We start from the raw sequence: 19,516 nt of genomic DNA, 5'->3' as shown, positions 1-19,516 counted from the left end.
TCGGTGAAGCTCCGTGCCGTCCTGCTCACCCCTAGCTTCGGCGGCACGGTCGCGGTCTCTGCCTTCCCCCAAAGCAGGGCCGCAATAAGGCCTGATCGCACGCGGTCTGACGTGCGACAGGCCCAGCGCGACGGTACGGGCAAGCCCCCGTATTGCCCGTACCGTCGTGCCTTTCTCGGCCCCTGGCCAGCCCCGCTCTCGACTCCCGGAACGCCGGCGCCTCCGCCTGGACACGCCGCCGCGCGGTGTGCCGCACTCCCCCTCAAGATCTATGGCGGACGTGGAGTTGTCTGAGGGTGGCCTGGGTTGCGGGGGTGGGTTCGAGGTCGAGGCTGGCGAGGTGGGCGTTGAGGTGCTGGGCGCGCAGGCGGGCCTCGTCCCGGCGGCCGAGTCCGGTGAGCAGGCGGATGACGGACGCTGCGGCGGCCTCGTTGATGGGGTCGAGCGCCAGCGCCTGTTCCATGACCGCCAGAGCCCGCTTGGGCCTGCCGGCCTTCTCGTGGATGCCACCGAGCTGGAGCAGTGCCCGGACCGAGGCGAGGGTGAGGGGATCTCTGTGGTCGAGGTCGATCCAGAGATATGGCGCCCCGTCGGCGAGGTGTCCTCGGCATACCTCAGCGGCCCTGTCCAGCGCGGCGGCCTTAGCCTCTGGGTCGGTGGCCTTGCGGGCGTCGGCGAGAGCATTCTGGAACTCCCAGAGGTCGATCCAGACGTGCTGTCGGTCGATCCGGTACGTCGCGTTTTCCGCTTCGACGAAGCTCGTCAGCTTGCGGTTCGATCCCGTCGCGGCCCATAGCCGCTTGCGCAGGTCGCTGAGCGCGGCGTGGAAGCGGTATCCGGCCTGGGGTTGTTCGACGTCGGGCCACAGGGTGGCGCAGATCTCTTCCTTCGTCTGGCCGGCGGGGTGGACCGCGAGGAGGACGAGCATCTCCAGTCCCTTGGCGGTCGGGATGTCGTTGGGTTCGCCGTCGACTTCGATGCGCATCTCGCCGAGCAGGAACAGGCGGACGCGGGCGGCGTTCGATGCGTTCTCAACCTCCGAGGCCTCAACCTCCGCTGCCTCAAGCTTCGGAGCCTCGACCTTCGGCGCCTCGATCTCGCGGGCGTCGGCGGGTTCCTCTGCGGCTTCTGCGGCGGGCTCCTCGTGACCGTGTTGGATGGCGATCCGGCGGAGGAAGGCGATCGCCTCCTGGCGTGGGAGATGGAACAAGTCCACGCCGTCCAGGTCGCCATCAGCGACGGCTCTGAAGTCTGTACCGACCTCGCACCTGACCCCGGCGAGCCGGTCACCGAGCACCATCGCGCCGATTCCGAAGCTCAGTGCATGCCCCATGAACGACTCAAGGTATGACGGGTCCCGCCCGGTCAGTCGGCCGACCATCACCAGTGCCGGGACCAACTCGTCCGGCCTGCTGGCCCGCAACTCGGTCAGATCGTCGACCTCAGCGTCTCGTAACAGCTCGGCGCGGCTGATGTGCTCGCTCGCGATATGCGTCACCGCGTCATCGAAGGTGGGTGCGAGCGTCAGTCCCGGCAGGTGCGGAGCAAGCGCCTCCAGGTCGTCCCCGAACAGTTCGACCGCATCATCCTGCGGTACGACGACCTCAACCCGATGCGCTTCGGCTTGGGCGATGAGCGCCACGAACAGCGCCCGCGTGACGTCCTCGGCACCGTCCCCGGTCAGGCAGAGGTTCAGGCCGGGCAGGTTCACGGCCGCGGTCTCGCCTGCGCGTACGCCGACGTCCAACGTGGCAGGGGGCTCGGTGGTGAAGGAGTCCTTGACGAGGTCGTAGTCGTCCGGGACCGGGTCGTTGGCCTGCCGGTACTCCTCTTCCACCGCCTGTACGGCCGGTTCCGGCTTCGGCACGGCCACGACCTGTACGGCCTCCGTCGCCTCTGGCATCCGTCGCCGGACGCGTCGCCGCACCCGGGCGGTGGCCAGGGCCACGGCGATGCCCGCCGCGAACGACAGCCCGACCACCCCGCCACTGGGCAGGGCGATGCTCACTCCGGGGACGGCGGGCGCGGGCAGACTTGCCGGAGTCTCGGTGACGCGAGGGGTGGCATTCCCCGGAGACTCAGCGTCGGGAGCGGTCGTTTGGGTCGGGGCGGACTCGGCGATGGGCGAAGGTTCCGGCGATGGTGATGATGACGGTGATCGTGTGCGCCCGGGCAGTCGCAGGCGCCATCCGGCCTCAAGCTGGCCGGGATCGGTGAGGCGTCCGCCGTCCGGTTGGGACCGTCCCTTGTTGAGCTTGAAGATCTCGCCGTAGCGGTGGCCGTCCCCCAGGTGTCGCTCGGCGATTTTCCACAGGCTGTCGCCTTGTCGTACGACGTGGAGTGGTTCTTCGTCGGCATGGGGCGGGGCCGACTTCGGCGTGTGCTTGGGTTCCAGGTCGGTGGCGTCGGCCGGCATCCGGATCAGCCAGCCGGGCCGGATCCAGCCCTCGGAGGTGAAGGTGCTGCCGTCTGTCATCACCCGGCCGTCGTTGAGCTTCACGATCTCCTGGTAGCGCATGGGGTCACCCAGATGCTTCTTGGCGATCTCCCAGAGGGTGTCGTGCGGCTTGACCCGATACGTCGTGTGCTGCTGGCCGGCGTCCGCCTTCGCCGTGGTGTCCTCCTTCGCGGTCGTCGGGGTGTCCGCCGGGGCGGCGGTGACGGTGGCCGTGGCAGCGAAGGCCTGTGGGATGGGGGCGACGGCTGAGATCGCGATCGTGGTCACCAGGTGCGCGGCGAGCCGCTGGAACGGCGTCCGGATCGCGGCGCGCTCGTGCAGGTTCCTGAGTCGTCGCACCAGTTCGACGAGCACCGACCAGGTGAACATCAGCCAGCACAACCACGCCGTGGCCAGCAGCGCGTTCACGAGGAAGGCCGGATCGCCCGGGGAGGCCAGCTCCGCCCTGGTAGGAAGGTGCGGCGGGTCGAGGAAGGCGAGCAGGATCACGGGCGGCCCGACGATCAGCGCGGCCAGCACCAGCGCCGAGTACGTAGCGGCGGCGATCGGGCGGTTGCTGTGCATCTACTCTCCCTGCTCGATTCCCTGCAACATCCGGGCCGAGGCACTCGCCGTGGCCGTGACCTCGCCCACCCCGATCAGCGACAGCAGCGCGGTCGGCCGGGACACCTTCACCGTGACCCGCAGCGTCCGCCCGCCCCCCATCGCGACGCTGCCCCGGTTTCCCGATGAGGCGAGGTAGGCGCGTGCCGCGGTGAGCGCCTGTGATGTGTCGATTTCGAACCGGCCGCCCTGGGCGTAGGCGCGGTCGACGTCGACGACGCCGGCCCCCGCTCGTGCGGCCTCCTCCGCGACCGCGTACGCCTCCCGGTAGGCGCGGATCTTCTGCCCGCCGTCCACGACCAGCCCGAGGCAGACCAGGGTGGCCAGCATGAGCACCACGACGAACCCGGATATCGATCCCCTGTCGCGGTCGGGCATCACCGGTCTCCTCTGGCGCGATACGGGTCGAGGCTGCTCGTGAAGTGGCTGGTCAGGGCCCTGGATCCGGGGATTCCCGGCAGGGCCAGGTCGCTGAGCCGTACGTCGCAGGTGACCGTGGCGGACACCGTGGCCGGTCTGCCCAGTGGAGCGGAGAACCCGCCGGTGTCCACCGAGACGGTCGGGGTGCACTGGAGCCCTTCGCGGGCGAGGGCCGCTCGTGCGCTGGCCAGGGCGGCGGTACGGGCCGAGGAGGGGTCGCGGGAGATGGATGCCTGGCGTGCGGCATCCCGCGCCGCCGCCTCCACCGCGCCGTGCGCGATCACGATCCGCCCGGCCGCGATCAACAGGACGAGCACGAGGATGAGCGCGGGCGCGAGAATGGCCAGCTCCAATGTCATCGACCCACGCTCGGAGACGGCTCCATGCAGAACACGCACGTGTCCCCACCCATTGCCATGACCGTGACCATGAACAGGTCCTCTACGAACTCGAACGCTCATTGGCCGGGCGTCGACCATTTCTCGATGGGGGCGTGGGCGACTTGGGAGACGCGCAGCTTGAGCAGCGGCACCAACGTGAGCGCCTCCCCGCGTACGGTCACCGACACCGTGTCACCCGTGCGGTCGACGCTCACCTGCGGCGAGACCAGGAGGGACCCGCCGACCTTTCGGGCGAACCGCTCGGCGACCGCCGTTCCCGCCGACAGGTCGGAGCCGTACGCCCGGGTGACGCGGACGCCTTCCTGTGCGGCGGCGAGCGCGACGCCACGGGCGTGGAACCACAGCGCGGTGTTGACCATGAGCAGGATCAAGGTCAGGACGACCGGATAGAGGATGGCGGCCTCCAGCGGCGCCGACCCGCGATCACTTGATCTTGGCCATGTGCTCGTTGACGACCTGGGTGATCTTCGCGGCGACCGCGATGGCCAGCAGGAATATCGCCGCGGCGATGACGATGAACCCCAGCGGCCCCTCGCCGGCGTCGTCTCCGCGTCGTGCGCGGAACCATCGCAGGAGCGGGACGTTGGTGGTGAACCAGGCGCCGAGCCAGGCGCCGAGCGCCAGCAGGCGGCCGTAGGTACGAAGCATGTGAAGGACCCCTCTCTCATACGGTCATCCACCACCGGTCATACGAGCCAGGGCCGGGTAGCCCAGCAGGATCATGAAGCCGATGATGGTCAGGGACATGGGGACGGTCATGGTCTCGGTGCGGCTTTTGGCCCGTGCGAGCAGCGCGGCCAGCTCGCTCTCACGCAGGCTGGCCGCCTTGGCTTTGAGGGTGTCGAGGATGCTGGCGCCCTCGGTGCCGGCCATCTTGGCGATCGCGGCGACCTCGGCCAGTTCGGGCACCGCGAGCTCCTGCGACAGGCGGGTGAGCTCGTCCCAGGCGGAGCCGGTGCCGCGGAAGGCAGGGTCGAGCGCGGCTGCGATCCGTTTGAACGTCCGGCCCTTCCCGACCCGGGCGGCGGAGTCCAGCGCATCGGCGGGTCCGCGGCCTGCCAGGCGGCACAGGGCGACCAGATCCAGGTAGCACATCAAGGCTCGGCGGAATCGCCGCCGCGCGTTGGCGGCCTCCACGCGCAGCGACAGCTCGGGCGCGGTGAACATCACGACGCCGAAGACGGCCGACGCCGCCCACAACAGGATCGCGGGGAAGGTGACGCCGAGCAACCAGCCGTACGTCCACAGGATCGCCGGACCGCACAGACCGGCCGCCATGAGCAGCGCCTTGCGGCCGAGATGGGCCTCCCGGCTGCGGCCGACGATGGCCAGATCGGCGGCCGTGGCGCGGTTGCCCAGCCAGGACGACCCCAGCACACCGATGACAGAACGCCGGACGCTCTCTTGGAGGCTGTACGTCTCGACGGGGCCACCGCCCGGTTGAAGGCGCGCCAGCGAGGCGGCCAACTCGGGCGCGCCGGGCCGGGCCGCGAGCAGGATCAGGAACAGTCCGAGGCCCATCATGCCCCCGGCGGCGAGTACGACCCAGGTCATCCCGTGGCCTCCTCGTTCAGGAAGCGATCAGCCTCGGGTGCGGCGCCGAGGCGGTGGATCCATAAGAACGTCACCGCGTACAGTCCGGCGACCCCGGCGAGGATGAGCTGCCCGGCGAGGGTGCCGAACGGTTTCACGTAGTCCTGGTTGAGCAGGGAAAAACCCGTGTAGCCGAGCAGCGCGCCGATGACCCAGCGGGCCGTGGTGCGGTGCCGGGAGCGCTCGGCCTCGACCTCACGCTGGGCGGAGACGTCCATGCTGATGGTCCGGGCGAGCCCCTGGAGCACCTCCCGCAGACCGCGTCCCCGGGACTCCGCCGCCAGGATCAGGGAGGCGGCGGCCATGTCGCCGACCAGGTCATCAAGCTCGTCGGCGAAGGCGCGCAGGGCGGTGTCGGCCGGGACGCGCAGCGCCAGGCGGCGGGCGAGCGCGGTGACCTCAGCGGCGATCGGCTCGGGCGCGTTGCGGGCGCTGATGGCCAGGGCCTCCTCGATGCCCGCGCTGCCGGACAGGGCGTCGGCGAGCTGGCGGATCCAGGTCTCGATGGCCTCCAGCCGGGCGATCCTGCGCGCCGCCTCGCGGCCGGACAGGACCCGCGGCAAGAGCAGCACGGCAGCCCCGACGGAGAAGGCGGCGACCGGCCATCCGGTCAGCCAGAGCACGATGGCTGCAGCTCCGACGGCCAGCGCGAGAGGGACGGTCGGGAGCTTCACATGTCGGCGTGCGCGGCGGGACTGCCGTACCGGAACCCGCTGCAGGCCGGTGACGAGCAGGATGATTCCGGCGGTGAACACGCCCCCAGAGAGTGCGGCGATCAGCTCCATGCCCCACCCGCTCTCGGGATGAACATCGCAGGGTCGAAGCCCGCCTTGACCAGCTTGTCCATGCACTGGGGCGTGATGTTGGGGACGGCCCGCCCCTCCGGGCCGGATACGAAGACCCGGTTGACGGCCGGGACGACCGAGTCGGTCGGCGGCAGGACCTCGAAGATCTCCGAGATGTACCGGGCGTTCACCGGGTCGTCGGGGTCATGGCTCACCTCATGCCGGAGGTAGACGATGAAGTCGACCGCCTTGCCGACCAGCCGGAACAGCGCGTCGGCGGGCATCGTCCCGGCGAGGATCTCCATCCGGGGGAAGATCTCCTCAGCCGAGTCGGCGTGCATGGTGCAGATCGAGCCGCGGCCGCCGGAGTTCATCGCGACCAGCATGGGGACCAGCTCGTCGCTGCGGACCTCGCCGACCAGGATGCGGCGTGCGTTGAAACGGAACGCGTCGTCGATCAGCCGGCGCATGGTGACCGCGCCCTCGCCCTCGGAGTTGGCGGCGCGGGCCTCGAAGCTGAGCACGTCATGGTGCCGGTCGGACATCAGGTGCAGGAACAGCTCACGCTCATTCTCGACCGTGATGACCCGCTCGTACGGGTCGATGTCCCCGGCCAGGGCACGGACCAGGGTGGACTTTCCGGAGTTCATCGCCCCCGCGATGATCACGTTCATCGGGACGTTCATCACCGCGCGCAGGAAATGCCGGACCGGCCAGGACATGGTCCCCCGGGCGGCCAGATCCGACATGCTGGCATCCAGCATGCCGTGCTTACGGATGGAGAACGCCGTGTTCGGCGTGATGCCGGTGGCCGCGGCGAGCCGTACGGTGTTGGACAGCGCCTTGTGCAGGATCGGCCGGGCCGTGGAGAAGTCGCGGGCGTTCTGCCCCTGGTAGATGCCCCACCGGCGGACATTCTCGATCAGCTCTTCCTCGCTGTCGGCGGCCGGCGGGCCGAGCGCCTTCCGCCCGTCGTTGTAGGTCACCCAGACGATGTCCCACCGGTTGACGTCGATGTTCTCAACCTGGGGATCATCCACGAGCGGCTGCAGGTCCCCCAGGTAGAAGATCCGGTTCTCGACGGCCTTCTTGAGCGCCTCCTCCTCATCCAGGGTGGGGGCCGGTTTGCCGAGCAGGACGAGGTTGTCGGCGTAGGTACGGACCACGTCGGTGATGGCGGCCTTGCCGTACTGGAGGGTCGCCTCCGCACCCGTCACACCAGACTCGTCAAGGGCCCTGTTGACCTGCTGCTGCAGTTCCCGTACGGCACGGCGGAAGTCCTGGGCATCCATCACACCGTCACCTGCCCGTTCTGCTCGGCGACGGCGGCGGCGAGCGCCCGGGCACTGCGCATCAGCGGCGACAACGGCCGGACCTGGCCGACGCCGTACGCGAGCGCCGGGGCGGACCACTTGTCGTACGGGAGCCAGGCCGCGACCGTGGCGCCGAGCGTCTCGGCGATCTCCTTGCGCTGGTAGCGGCCATTCCCGACGACGATCAGCTCGGGATCCGGCAGATGCCCGCGCAGCTCCTTCAGATCACGAACGACAGAGGTCGTGGCGTGCAGGTGGACCAGTGTGGGCCGGGTGGCGACGAACACCCGATCGGCCCGGGCCAGCAGGGGCTCCGGCGTGTCCGGCCGCCCGACCTGGCCCACGTCCGCGATCACGTCCTCATCGAGGGAGGCCAGGCAACCCGCGATCTCCGGCCAGAGCGGCTGGAGGGCCTCGGCCTGCTTGGGCTCGGCCAGGCCGGGGAGGATCAGCTTCCCCTCCTGGAGGGCGTACAGCTGCTCCCGCAGCGCCTCGGCCGCGGCGACTCCCCTGCGGATCTTCACACCCCACTCGGCCAGGCCGCGGTCGCGCGGCGTCCCGGCGAGGTAACCGGACAGGATCGTGCCGCCACCGGGGTCGGCCTCGGCGAGCAGCACCGGGCGCGGCCACTCCAGAAAGAGCGCGAGCGCGCTGGTGGTCGAACCGGCGAAATGCCCACCCGAGCAGATCACGCTCAGCATGCCGCCTCCGCCGGGGCGGAGGTCCCGGTCGGCGACCCGGAGCCGGGCGGGCAGGCCTGGGCGGCGAAACGGGCTCGGCCGGCCTTCGAGCCGAGAACCATCGCGATCTTCCCCTCCGCCGCCAGCCGGGCCAAAGCCGTACCGGTCGTGGCCGGCATCAGCAGGTCCACGACCACCGTCCCGTCGGCGTCCGCCTGGCCGACCTTGTCGACCAGCGCGCGGTAGTCAACGCCCTGCCGCCCCTCCTCCGCTACGGCCGCCGCGACGACCCAGTCCCCGGGCTTGAGGCCGCGCGCGGGAAGCTGGCTCGCCTTGAGCGCGATCGGCACGATCTGCTGACCGTCGTCGGGGATGAGGGCCGTGCCGAACTGAGACGGCGCGAGCAGCGTCCCGGCCCTGAGGTCGGCCGTGGCCCGCTTGCCGATGACGCCGTCCCGGTCCTGCGTGCGGGTCCACTGCATCCCCGGCACCACCCCGACCGCGAGGCTCGTCAGGTCCTGAGCCTCGATGACCTGCCCGATCGGCACATCACGCGCCATGACCAGGACCTGCGTCCGATGCGCCGCCACCTGGTACAACTGCAGCCCCACAACCGCGCTCAACACCACGGCCAGGACACCGACGACGGCCATCGCGGGGCGGCGCTTGCCCGGCACGGGCCGCGCGGGCGGCGCGGGCGGCGGACTGTTCGTAGCCACTGAAGATCGCTGGAGCATGCCCTACTCCTTGGTGATGAGTGCCTGAGCCTCCGCGACGCGGAGCGGGAAGGAAGTCGATCGGGTGATCGGCGGCAGCGTGCCCCCGGTCCCGCCCGACCCGGTCCACGTGCCGCTCCACGTGACGGTCACGGTAACCCGGTAGGCGTTCTGCTGCCCCTGGCGGAACGACGACCGGAGGTACTTCACCGAGCAGGTCGGCTTCTGACGGCGCGCCGGGAGCTGCGGGTTGTACGGCTGGCCGGGCCCGTCGCAGGTGACGGTCCCGCTGCCGTCACCCGGCACGACGGTCATCTTCTGCGGGCGGGCGGTCGCCTCCGCCCAGACGCCGGCCGTCTCCACCCGCTTGTGCTTCGGGCTCCACTCCCCCTGAGCCAGGTAGACCCACTCATCCAGACCGACCAGGCCACTCGATCCGCGGGGCGGAGCGGTGAAGACCTTCGGCTCGCGCACCGGAATCATCGCCCACGCCCGCCGAGCCAGTTCCTCGGGCGTCACCTGGGCAGCGGACAGGGCGCGGTCGCGAACCCAGCGAACATCGCGGAAGCCGTCGGAACAGTCGACCAGGTAATAGGCGCCCTCACCCCTGGGTACACCGCTGGGACTCGACGCCGGATCGACCCATTCCAGACCGCCGTTCTCCGTACCGTCGGCGTGCCACGGGGTATAGGAGCACGTCACCCCGGACCCACGATGAGCCGCACTCCCGCTGATGACCTGCTGGCCAAAGCTTGGGTCCTTGGTGGCGGTCAGGTAATAACCCCAAGACATCGCCTGGACTGCGTTGCCGTCCGAGGAAGGTGAGGGCACAGGCACCGGCACGGCAGACAGCAAGCCAGCGATCACTAGCCGACCGAACACGGCTGCCTCACCTGCTCAACCGTCGATACCTTCCAGGCGCCGTCGACCAATAACAGCGTCGCGACGAGATGCGTCTTCTCCACGCCGTGGAGAAGACGCTGAGAGGTCTTCTCGTCCATCTGCCCGGTCTTCCGGTCATCCTGGCAGTCGTGAAGCGTGGCCTTCTGTCCCCTGATCTTCACGTCGAAAGGGTGTAACACTGGCATTCCCCAGGTGAATCTGCCAGTGGCCCGAAGTGCGACGATGCCCCGAAGCATCCTGCTCAGCAAGGGTTCGGTCACGTACGGGGCGAGGATCGGCTTGCGTTGCCCATCAGGAGTGTGCTCGGCACGCCGGCCCGCAAAGTAGATGCCCTTGTAGGCCGCGATCACCGCTTCCTCCGCCGTCACTCCGGTGGGTGTAGGCACAGGTTGCGCCGAGACGGTCGCCGCCGAGGGAGACGGCTTCGGCACTGCCCCCTCGTCTACCGCGCAGGCTGAAGCCGACAGCGCGAGAACGGCCAGCACGAGCCGTCTGGAATATCGCCGGACCATCGCCATTACCAGCGCCCTTTACTCAAAGCAATCGAACCATTGCAGAGAGCTACAGGGTAGATGGCCAATTTTGACAGGGCCAGAGGAGAGAACTAACCCGAAGGACACATTGAAGTAGCCACCAAGGCCTGCCCCGGTGGCGAAAACAGCTTCAAAGAGATTTACCGATTACTCGATGTCATATCACCCATTCGTATCCAAAGTGTCGCTTTCTCGATTAACGCGAGCGGCGCCTCGCCCCCGTCCTCATGAAGGTCAAGGGTGCACTCAAGGGCAGCCGGTGGGCCGGTCCGCAGTCCGGGGAAGATTCCGGCCGCACCGCCCTACAGGCGGCGGCGACCGAGCCAGCAACCCACACCACGTGATCAGCCCAAGGCCTCCGAGCGATGCCTAACCTCCGATCTCCCACCACTCCTCATCGGACACCAGCGGCAGGCCCAGGTTCGTGAGCGCGGCGTCCACCCCTGCGCGGGTCAACCGCCCACCAGCTGTTACCAGCCCTTGCGGACACCGGCTCTCGTGCTCGCGCGCCACCACCTCGGCAACAGCCTCATTCAGACACACGAGCGTCTGACACATGCCTCGCAGATCGTCAGCCGTCAACTCGGCTGCGTCATCGGCACCCGGCATCACATCCAACAGGTCTGACAAGCTCATTGGTCGGCCAGGTGATCGAATGCGCCGGTCTTCACGGCCTTCACGAAGGTCTCCCAGGTGTGCCAGTTGGTCGCCAGGAAACTTGGGCGCTGCATGACCCCGGTGTGTGACAGGTCGCCGATCGTGATCGTGACCACATCGCCCTCCTGCTGCGGGACGAACTGGCCCACCTTGATCGAGGCCAGGAAGCGGCTCCACCGCGCCAGGCTGACCCGTACTGACGTCCGCTCCTCATCATCTGGATCGCGAACGTAGACCACCCCTGCGCGCGCCTGATACTCCGCCTCCAGACCGTCGCGCACCCCCACGCCCAACAGCGTGCTCCTCTGCTCACTCATGCCGCGCTCGCTTGTCCGTGAGGGCGTTACGGATCTCCACCGCCCGCTCAGAGTCTTCGGACATGTCAACCGTCTCGGTCACGCGGCACCGCCTGTCTGCTATCCACTGTTTATTGCTTAATTGCCGGATTTTCGGTCTCCAGCCAGTCGCACACCCCCAAGCTCAGAAAGGTGTTTCCGTTCTCCGGTATGGACCCGGATGACAACAACCCGCACCAGCAAAGCGCATGGCTCTGCTTCGGGGGAGTGGCCTCTGTCGCACCGTTAAGTAGCCATAGCCGGATCGCGTTAGGGGCCAGGAGGGGGCCAGCATCCCTTCTTCGGTAAGAGATGGCAGTCCCTGTGCCGCTCAGCAGGCGCATACTGGCGTCATGGATCTCGGCACCGTGATTCGTGAGCTCCGCCTTACCCACGGCTGGTCCCAGGGACGACTGGCCGCCAAGCTGCGCGAGGTATCCCAGCACGCGACCATCACTCGCGAAGACGTGTCGCGCTGGGAACGCGGCAAGCGGACCCCCGGAGCGTTCTGGCTTCGGCATTTGGCCACGGTGCTGGAAGTACCCCTCACGGCACTGGAGGCCGATCCTGTGAAGCGTCGGACGTTCCTGACCGATGTCGCCGCCCTCTCTATTGCTCCCGCCGCGGCATCAGACCTCATTGAGCACGGGTTCGCCGCCGCCCTCAGCAAGCGCCCCACACTGGACCATTGGCACGAGAAGCTGGCGGCGTACGGCAGTGACTACATGGCTCTTGGCGCTGCCGAGATCCAACGCCGGCTGGCGAGCGACCTCGTCGTACTCCAACAGCAGCTCGACACCTCCGGCATGTGGGGCGTCGCCGCCAAGCTCATGACCCTGTACGGCAAGACCTTCCCCGGCGCGGACGGGTCGAAGGCGGTCAACTGGTACATGATGGCGACGCATGCCGCCGACAGATCCGACGACGATACAGCCCGGGTCTGGGTACGAGGACGAGCCGCCATCGCACTCGGCTACGAGGGCGCTTCCCTGTCCGTCGCCGAGTCGTTGGCGAACCAAGCACTGGCGATCTCAGAGAAGCCTTCACTGGGCAGACTCAACGCTCTTGTCGGCAAAGCCCATATCGCGGCGATCCGAGGCGACGCCAAGGGCGCTCTCACGCTCTTGGAAGAAGGCCGACGAGTCTTCGACGTCTCAGGCTCGGAGGAGCAGGAGTCCGACTATGCGGTTCCTCTGTGGAGGATGAACGTCTTTACCAGTCTTCTCGCCGCTCGGCTCGGGGACGAGCGAACGGCGCTGACGGCTCAAGAGGTAGCGACTCAGAACCTCCCCCCGTCCCTCCCCCGCTTCGCCACCCATCTGGAGATGCACCGAGGCTTGATGATGGTGCGCTCCGGTGACCGCCCAGGGGGCATAAGCTACGCCCGCGCTGCGCTGAACGAGCTTCCCGCTGAAAAGCACAGTCTGACCCTGCGCATGTTGATGGCAGAGATCGAGAACTGCTGAGGCCGCACTACCCGCCATGCGGGCGAGCCAACTCGCGAGCTGCCGCACGCACATGAAGATCTCCGTGACTTGGGAGCTGTCCGTCACCGACGGAAGCTACAGCTCAATCGACACCGCAAGGCTTCGGGCCGCTACTGCCTCGCTGGTCTCCACTGCAGGCAGGAGATCGGCCAGCAGATGTTCGGGGATCGTGCCTTGGTCGAGGCCGGAGGATCGTACAGCTGATGTCAGCGCGCGTTCCTCTGCATCGGTGAGTACGGCCCTGCACAGATCGTGGGCGAGGATGTCCCGGGCGACGTAGCCGTCTCCGGCTGCCACGGCTTCGCTCACGGCGCGGGTGGCCGCTCGTTCGGCGTTGCGATGTGCGGTGCCGCTAGCCAAGTCGATCACCGTGAGGCCCAGGCGGGTGCGGAACACCACAAATTCGGATGCAGATCCGAGACTGAGGTATGCGTCCATCATGTTGGCGACAGCGGAGTTCGTTGGCCTGGCGGCAAATCCGAGGCAGAGCACGGTGAGGCACGCTGCGACGGGCTTCTCCCACGGCTCAGTGGCCGTGCTGTCCTTCAGGGTGGTGAAGGCGGAGTCCGGGTCGCCCGCGAGGCAGCGGGCTACGATCTGGACTTGCCGTCCGTCCATCAGGTGTTGGCCGATGCCCTTGTGCTGCTCGACGTGGGCAAGCGCCTCCTGCCATCGGCCCTGGCTCAACAGAGCACGGGTGCCTTCGGACAGGAAGACGCCCCACATCCACCGGCAGAGCTCTCGATGCTCGTCGAGGCTGCCGGTGAGATCGCTGAGTGGCAGGGGCTTGCCCTCGATGTCGGCGTCGGTGTTGGTCCTGACCGCCTGGTGCAGCGCGCCGAGCAGTTCCCACGCGGCATTCCCATCGCCGGAGCGGATGAGCAGGCGGGCGAGGTTGACGACCGGTTCGAGCATGTAGCCAGCCTCTCGGACGGTCAACGGTGCGGCGTTTCGGTAGAGGTCGATGTGACGCCAGCACAGCTCGCGCGCCAAATCCGGCAGCCCACAGTCGCTCGCGATCAACGCGGCCTTGTTGAGCGCGTGGCCGGCGACCGGTAGCGGGTCGTCCGCTCGCGTGGACTCGTGCGCGATGCGGCTGATCTCGCCGATCCGCTCCTCCAGGGACGGGCAGGCGGGTCGGGGACGGCCGACCAGAGGAAATCGCCGTGCTATCTGGTGAAGATCCGCAACGTCCATTTCAGCTCCCGGGAAGTAGGACCTCGCGTGCCGCGCGGCTGAGGATTGCTTGCGTGGTGGCGGACAGGCCGAGGCGGTTCCAATGGAAGATCACAAGATGTGTGAGGACGGCGCGTACTCCTCGCTCCAGCCGTCCGTCGCCTGCCGCCTGGCCCAAGGCGTGACCCGCTCGCTCAAACGCGGAGGCCCAGTCGGCCGCGAAGGCCAGCGGGCCGATCGCACCGAAGAGGGCACCGGTTGGTCGTACGTCGGCCATCAATAGCGTGCGGAGACGGTCGGTGAGTTCCTTCAGTCGGTCCGTCGGGACGTCGCCGGGGAGAGGACGTAGTTGGGCTACTCGGTGCCAGACATCGCCGCATTCGAACCCGTCCAACCGTGCTGCTCGGAACATGGCATTGCACAGCAGTACGGACAGTTCTCGTCGGCCGACGAGAGGCTCGGCTCGGGCCAGGAAGTCCAACACGCCGCCGCTGTCGGCGCAGAAGTGGTCGTGGGCGATGCCCATGCCGATCGCACCGCCGAAGGCCGCGGTTTCTGGCTCGTAGCGGGTTCGCCACCAGCGCGAGATCGTGCCTGCCGCGGTCAGGTCGTCAAGGACGGCGTCCACGGCGGTCCGCAGGCCGGCTGGCACGATGGCCGGAGCGGCTCGTAGGCGTAGCCGCCAGCATGGGTGCTTGCGGATGAACCACCAGCCGACGATGGCGCCGGATTCGCGGAGGCGGTTCATCTGTTGGGCCAGGCCGGTAGTGGCGGCGTGCTCGGCGCTGTTCCAGTCGGGGAATTGAACGTGGACCTGGTACCAGTCGCAATCCGCGGCTTGGGTATCGAGGGCGGCCTTCCCGGCGGCCTGGTACGCCGCGATCGCTTCTGAGAGGTCGACGGGCGTGATACGGATCTCGGCGGCTGCCTGTTCAAGGGGCAGCCCAGCGAGGACCGCCAGAACCCCTTCGGCCAGCGTGCGCGGTTCGGTCTGCGGGTTGTCGGTCGTGTTCCGTGGCCGGGTCAGGCGATCAAAAGGCATGAGTCCCATCCGGAGATCGGTGGCGCGGTGCGGGTCGCGCCGTGCAGGGCGAGAGCGAGGCCAACGGCGCCGTCGAGGAACCCGTCAGGGTCGCGCTCTGTGTTGTCGGCGCACCGCACGAGTCGTTCGGCAAGGTACGGAAGCTTCTCGCCGATATCTGGCCTGAGTGCGTCCGCTGCCGCGCGTGAGGCAGTCTGGTAGAGCCCGGCCCAGCCGTGGCACAGCCCGATGTCGGTGAGCCGCTCAAGCTGGCAAGGGTCGTTCAGACACGCGACCAAGGCTTTCTCCGCCAGCAGCTGACGTGTGGTGTCCCGGGTGGCAATGGCGGCGAGTTGCTGGGCACGGACGAGGCCGGGAGTGCCGTAGCACCACGACGGGCGGCCCGGACCGGGCTGTCTCGGAACGCCGATCCGCAGTTCCTCGCGGCCGATCCACTGCGGCCACCAGGGACCGGAATCGCTCTCCTGCCGCCAGCGGTCCAGGTGATCGCAGATCCGTTCGATGGCTTCGAGATGCCTGTCCACGACGATTCCGCGGCGCGTCGCCAGAGCGAGAAGCGCCAGGGGACCGCTGATGCCGTGGGCGAGTCCGAGGTTCGCGTGACCGCCGGGAGTCGGCAGGATCGGGTCGGGGTCGTGGGTCACCCACCAGCCGGGCACCTCGCGGCTCTCGTCGCCGCGCGGCGGTACCGTCAGGCGTACCAGGTAGCTGAGGATCCGTCCGAGGGCGTCGCTGCCTGGCAGGAACCGGAGCAGCAGCGCCCCGATTCCGGTCAGACCGTAGAACAGGTCGTACTCGGCGAACTCCGCTGGCTCGCCGCGGTTGATCCGAGCGAGCGCGGCGTCCACGCGGCGATGGACGAGCCTGATCACATGCTCGTCCAGCCGGGTCTGGGCGGTCCGGTAGCGCGACACGCCGTCGGCTCCGGCCGCGTGCAGCACGAAGCTGATCGCTGGCGCGCCTATGTAGAGTCCCACGTCATCGGCTGCGCTGATCTGGGTGCTGGTGGCCGCCTTCACCAAGGTGTGTGCTGTCTCCCACGAACTCGATCCCGTGTGAGCGCGCTCGATGTGCAGTAGCGCGACGCCCCCTGGACCCCGCGACAGGGACTGGGCTTGCCACCGCTGGTTGGCGGCATCGGGCACTGATTGAGCCTCCGCCAGTCGGGCGGCGATCCGGTCGGCAGCGGTGATTCCTTCGGCTGTCCGGGGTGTCACGTGCGCGTCCCCCTCTCGATGAGGGCGGCTTGGCGCTGCGCGGCGACGCGGGCCAGGCGGTTGGTGACGCGTTCGCGTTCGAGGTCGATGCCGACAGCGCGTATGTGATGGTCGTGCAGCAGCGAGCGGAGCACTGTGTCCGGGTCACGGTCCTTCGCCAGTCTCCGTCGGTAGATGGACAGCGCCTTTCTCCGTCGTTTCCAGGCTGCGCCGACGGTCTCGCCGTACGGCAGGGCGCGCAGTGCGGCGTGGTTGTCGGCGGGATCGGTGAGCAGCAGTGCCGTGTCGCGCAGGGAGCGTTCCAGCGTGCCCTGTATTCGCGGGAGCTGGTTGATGAGCCAGCGCAACCCTGCCTCCGAATTGGCGGCGAAGCTGGTCGCGAGGTCGGTCATGGAGGCGGCGGCGATGGCCTGGCCGGGGATGCTGGTGCCGGCTGCGATCGTGAGCTGGGCGAGGGCAGCGGCGGAGTCGGTGGCGAAGACATCCTCGGCGGCGTCCATCACCGCGCCGTGGCCGTACCTGCCGGTCTGCGGCTGGTAGGTGGCGAGGCTCATATGCGCTAGCAGGCCCCTCGCATGAAGGTCCGCAGCCCAACGTGGGAGCCGTTCGGCGGCGTCTCCGAAGTGTTCGGGTCCCCGCAGGCGCAGGTACAGCCCAAGGTGCTGCTCTTCTTCGGGCCGTGTCTGGTCTCGGTGGCGGCGGAACCACCACCGCGTCAGCAGGTCGTCGACTTGGTCGAGCAGGTGTGGCAGGTGGGTAGTGAGGATTTCGTCGAAGCGTGCCGGATGGCCGAACAGTTGCGCGTACAGCAACGACGACGACCCTGGCAGCTCGGTGTCCCTGGCCGCGACCGCAGGCGACCACACCGTGATCGGCTGGTTGGCGCTCACGGATGTGCGGGTGGTGATGAGCGGGACGAGGAGTTCGTGAGCTCTTCCGATCCAGCCGAACTCCTCGAGTGCCGGGGTCTCCCGCAGTTCGACGCGGCCAGCGCGATCCAGACGGGCGCGCAGCAACCCTCGGTGTAGGCGGTGGTCCAGGTCGAGCGGGAGGCGCAGCTCTCCTTGGCACAGTACGACGGCCGCCGGAACACGCCATCGTGCTCGCCAGGCGTCCAGCGCCTTCTCCCATTCGGCCATCGTTGCCGTCGGCGCGGGAAGGTCGGCGGCGGCCAGCAGCCAGCGTGCTGGGACGAGCACTGTACGGCCATGCCGTACTCGAGGCAGGAAGGGTAGGCGGCGGGCAGCCCCAAAGTCGAATGGCCCATAGACGCCGCAGCGCGCCAGGGAAATCTCGGCGAGGAAACGTGCGAGCGGCGGAGTCTGTACGGAAGCCTCCAGTGCGTGCAGCACCCGCGGGTGGATCACAGTACCCGTGGAGAGCTGCACGAGGTGCATCTGGGAGGCATCGGCGGTTACCGCGAGGTCGTCCAGCCGAATGTGCACGCCGTCGGTGTCATGGTGCTCCGACAGGTGGATCGTGGCCGACAGGAGTCGCGGTGCCCGGGCGATGTTCTCATTGCGTTGTTTCCGAGGCGGGAACGACAGCTGTGCCGCGAGGGCGTTGCTGGCGGTCTGGGCGAAGGAGCCGGCCAGACGGCGCTGGTCTTCCTCGGGGAGCAGGTGGGCGAACCGCCCGGCCATGCTGCTCGCCGGACTCGGGGCTCCAGTCACCCACAGCTGGAACCGCCCTCGGGACAGGGCATCGGGGGAGGTAGCCAGCAGGTTGAAGGCCAGCTCAACTCGTGGGGGTGGGAGCATCCCGGAATGGTCGCCGACTGCCAGCGAACTGATCACTCGCTCGGTCAGCTCCATTTCCGGCGATTCGTCGGCGGCGGCTTGTTGGATGAGTGCCAGCAGTGTTTCGTCGCGTTCGGTCAGGGTGCGCGCGGCCCGCTCGCGTGGTGCGCCGAGAAACCCTGATGGATAGCCGAGTCCGGAGTCGGCGATCAGCTCGCGTACTGGGACAACCGCGCCGGGGCCGTATCGGAAGCGGAACCGGAAGTGGTAGTCCTTCCAGGTTGGGGAGCCGAACGGGTTCGGGGTCAGGCGCAACAGCGTCGTGGTGGCGGCCTCTGCCTCGGCGAGCACCGCGTCGGGGATGGTGATGTCGCAGTCGAGCGCCACGTGGAGGGCGAGCGGCTGCTCGATGGCCGAGCACAACGTCGTCATGCGTTCGGCCGCGCGTTGCCGTATCGGCTCGACCTCGGCGAGGTGCGTGATCTGGCGAAGGTGGGAAAGCTCCGCACTGATGTCGGTGAGGGTATCCAGCAGTTCGGCGACATCGGGCAGATCCCGGGCCCCTGCCGCCTGGAGTTGGTCCTTCAGGTGGTCGAGGCTGTCGACGCTGGTCATCAGGGCCCGAAGGCTGGTGAGTAGGACGCCGCGCTCGACCAGGTCAGCAAGTAGGCACGTGATGCGCTCCGGCGGTGCGGCGGGGAACTGCGCGCGGAGCCGTTCGTCCAGTTCGCCGAGCCGGATCGGCTCGGCCGCGTGGGCGAGGGCGGCGCGTACCGGACGCGTGTAGCGGATGGAGAACTCGAGCGGTGCGAGCGACTCCGGTCCGGCCTCACCGGATCGGCCGGAGACGACGAACCGGTCACCGCGCACGAAACCGGTGTTGTTGACGACGACCGGAAGCCGCAGGAGCAGGGCGGGATTTCGCTCCAGGTCGTCGATGATCCGCCCGAGCCACTGCGCGTCCGCCATAGCGACCAGTTGATGCGCCGAGCCGAAGCGGACCTTCGGCTTCCCCGTTCCCGCTGCGGCTATGCCCGCGAACAGGCCGAAGGGGGTGGGCCGCCGCTGCCACCGCACCATGTAGGACGCCGTCGAGATGACGATCCGCCGCAGTTGCCGGATTTCAGTGATTTCTCCGGCCGTCACCCTGTCGATCTGCCGGGCCAGCACGGGGCTCGCCGTCTGCATGGCGGCGCGGATCTCGTCGTGTTGCCAGAGCGTCGTCAGCCAACGGCGCCCGGTCTCCCCTACGGCCTCGTCGTCGAACAGGCCGAGACCCTCGGGCATGTCCAGGCCACCGGCATGGGTCGTGGCGCGTACGAGCACCGGGCCGACGTGCTGGTAGAGCGTTGCCGACTTCATTGCTGTCTTCTCTCCCTCCCTTACTGGCCTCACGTCCGTTTCTGGAGCTGACATGGCGAGTGCCGTCGGCACCGCGTGGGCGACTCAGAAGCGGTG

At 68.4% G+C, this 19,516-nt stretch carries 18 protein-coding genes; 1 reads left to right on the top strand and 17 read right to left on the bottom strand.

Annotated features, from left to right (window positions below; genetic code table 11):
• Positions 1-262 precede the first annotated feature (262 nt).
• The 13 genes from ACFHYQ_RS05135 to ACFHYQ_RS05075 form a co-directional block, all read right to left on the bottom strand.
• Positions 263-3,022, bottom strand: a complete 2,760-nt coding sequence (locus ACFHYQ_RS05135; protein ID WP_394299905.1) for a LysM peptidoglycan-binding domain-containing protein — start codon at positions 3,020-3,022, stop codon at positions 263-265.
• Positions 3,023-3,439 (bottom strand): pilus assembly protein TadG-related protein, encoded by a 417-nt coding sequence (locus ACFHYQ_RS05130; protein WP_394299904.1) that lies wholly within the window; start codon positions 3,437-3,439, stop codon positions 3,023-3,025. It abuts the gene before it with no gap.
• Complete coding sequence (locus ACFHYQ_RS05125; protein ID WP_394299903.1) at positions 3,439-3,840, bottom strand: TadE/TadG family type IV pilus assembly protein; 402 nt, start codon at positions 3,838-3,840, stop codon at positions 3,439-3,441. Before ACFHYQ_RS05125 ends, ACFHYQ_RS05130 begins: the two co-directional genes overlap by 1 nt.
• Positions 3,841-3,938: 98 nt before the next feature.
• On the bottom strand, positions 3,939-4,289 hold the full coding sequence (locus ACFHYQ_RS05120; RefSeq protein WP_394300122.1) for a TadE family protein: 351 nt from the start codon (positions 4,287-4,289) through the stop codon (positions 3,939-3,941).
• Positions 4,290-4,305: 16 nt separating this feature from the next.
• Positions 4,306-4,530 carry a hypothetical protein gene (locus tag ACFHYQ_RS05115; RefSeq protein ID WP_394300132.1) on the bottom strand — a complete coding sequence of 75 codons (225 nt, stop codon included), beginning with the start codon at positions 4,528-4,530 and terminating at the stop codon, positions 4,306-4,308.
• A 24-nt stretch (positions 4,531-4,554) separates the two neighbouring features.
• On the bottom strand, positions 4,555-5,436 hold the full coding sequence (locus ACFHYQ_RS05110; RefSeq protein WP_394299902.1) for a type II secretion system F family protein: 882 nt from the start codon (positions 5,434-5,436) through the stop codon (positions 4,555-4,557).
• On the bottom strand, positions 5,433-6,260 hold the full coding sequence (locus tag ACFHYQ_RS05105; protein ID WP_394299901.1) for a type II secretion system F family protein: 828 nt from the start codon (positions 6,258-6,260) through the stop codon (positions 5,433-5,435). The genes ACFHYQ_RS05110 and ACFHYQ_RS05105 overlap by 4 nt, the downstream gene beginning before the upstream one ends.
• On the bottom strand, positions 6,251-7,552 hold the full coding sequence (locus ACFHYQ_RS05100; RefSeq protein WP_394299900.1) for a TadA family conjugal transfer-associated ATPase: 1,302 nt from the start codon (positions 7,550-7,552) through the stop codon (positions 6,251-6,253). Before ACFHYQ_RS05100 ends, ACFHYQ_RS05105 begins: the two co-directional genes overlap by 10 nt.
• Positions 7,552-8,274: a hypothetical protein gene (locus ACFHYQ_RS05095; protein WP_394299899.1), complete on the bottom strand. Its 723-nt coding sequence runs from the start codon at positions 8,272-8,274 to the stop codon at positions 7,552-7,554. Before ACFHYQ_RS05095 ends, ACFHYQ_RS05100 begins: the two co-directional genes overlap by 1 nt.
• The gene (locus tag ACFHYQ_RS05090; RefSeq protein ID WP_394299898.1) at positions 8,268-8,972 is read right to left on the bottom strand and encodes an SAF domain-containing protein; all 705 of its coding nucleotides are present in this window, start codon (positions 8,970-8,972) and stop codon (positions 8,268-8,270) included. The genes ACFHYQ_RS05095 and ACFHYQ_RS05090 overlap by 7 nt, the downstream gene beginning before the upstream one ends.
• 21 nt (positions 8,973-8,993) lie before the next feature.
• The gene (locus ACFHYQ_RS05085; protein ID WP_394299897.1) at positions 8,994-9,671 is read right to left on the bottom strand and encodes a hypothetical protein; all 678 of its coding nucleotides are present in this window, start codon (positions 9,669-9,671) and stop codon (positions 8,994-8,996) included.
• 164 nt (positions 9,672-9,835) lie between these two features.
• Entirely contained in the window at positions 9,836-10,240 is a 405-nt protein-coding gene (locus tag ACFHYQ_RS05080) for a hypothetical protein (RefSeq protein ID WP_394299896.1), read from the bottom strand.
• Positions 10,241-11,037: 797 nt separating this feature from the next.
• Positions 11,038-11,379 (bottom strand): hypothetical protein, encoded by a 342-nt coding sequence (locus tag ACFHYQ_RS05075; protein WP_394299895.1) that lies wholly within the window; start codon positions 11,377-11,379, stop codon positions 11,038-11,040.
• 371 nt (positions 11,380-11,750) lie between these two features.
• On the opposite strand from ACFHYQ_RS05075, the gene ACFHYQ_RS05070 reads away from it, so the two are divergent.
• Complete coding sequence (locus ACFHYQ_RS05070; protein WP_394299894.1) at positions 11,751-12,863, top strand: helix-turn-helix domain-containing protein; 1,113 nt, start codon at positions 11,751-11,753, stop codon at positions 12,861-12,863.
• Positions 12,864-12,959: 96 nt separating this feature from the next.
• On the opposite strand, the gene ACFHYQ_RS05065 is transcribed toward ACFHYQ_RS05070, so the two are convergent.
• Genes ACFHYQ_RS05065 through ACFHYQ_RS05050 form a run of 4 tightly spaced genes read right to left on the bottom strand, consistent with a single transcriptional unit; the run spans position 12,960 to position 19,420 of the window.
• On the bottom strand, positions 12,960-14,081 hold the full coding sequence (locus ACFHYQ_RS05065) for a hypothetical protein (protein WP_394299893.1): 1,122 nt from the start codon (positions 14,079-14,081) through the stop codon (positions 12,960-12,962).
• Between the two features lies 1 nt (position 14,082).
• The gene (locus tag ACFHYQ_RS05060) at positions 14,083-15,102 is read right to left on the bottom strand and encodes a thiopeptide-type bacteriocin biosynthesis protein (RefSeq protein WP_394299892.1); all 1,020 of its coding nucleotides are present in this window, start codon (positions 15,100-15,102) and stop codon (positions 14,083-14,085) included.
• Positions 15,084-16,319 (bottom strand): lanthionine synthetase C family protein, encoded by a 1,236-nt coding sequence (locus ACFHYQ_RS05055; RefSeq protein ID WP_394299891.1) that lies wholly within the window; start codon positions 16,317-16,319, stop codon positions 15,084-15,086. The genes ACFHYQ_RS05060 and ACFHYQ_RS05055 overlap by 19 nt, the downstream gene beginning before the upstream one ends.
• Positions 16,316-19,420 (bottom strand): lantibiotic dehydratase, encoded by a 3,105-nt coding sequence (locus ACFHYQ_RS05050; RefSeq protein ID WP_394299890.1) that lies wholly within the window; start codon positions 19,418-19,420, stop codon positions 16,316-16,318. Before ACFHYQ_RS05050 ends, ACFHYQ_RS05055 begins: the two co-directional genes overlap by 4 nt.
• Positions 19,421-19,516 lie beyond the last annotated feature (96 nt).

It is taken from the genome of Sphaerimonospora cavernae (assembly GCF_042435035.1).
Taxonomy (GTDB): domain Bacteria; phylum Actinomycetota; class Actinomycetes; order Streptosporangiales; family Streptosporangiaceae; genus Sphaerimonospora; species Sphaerimonospora cavernae.
The sequence above is the reverse complement of the archived record's forward strand: the minus strand, read 5'-3'. Positions and strand labels throughout refer to the sequence as shown.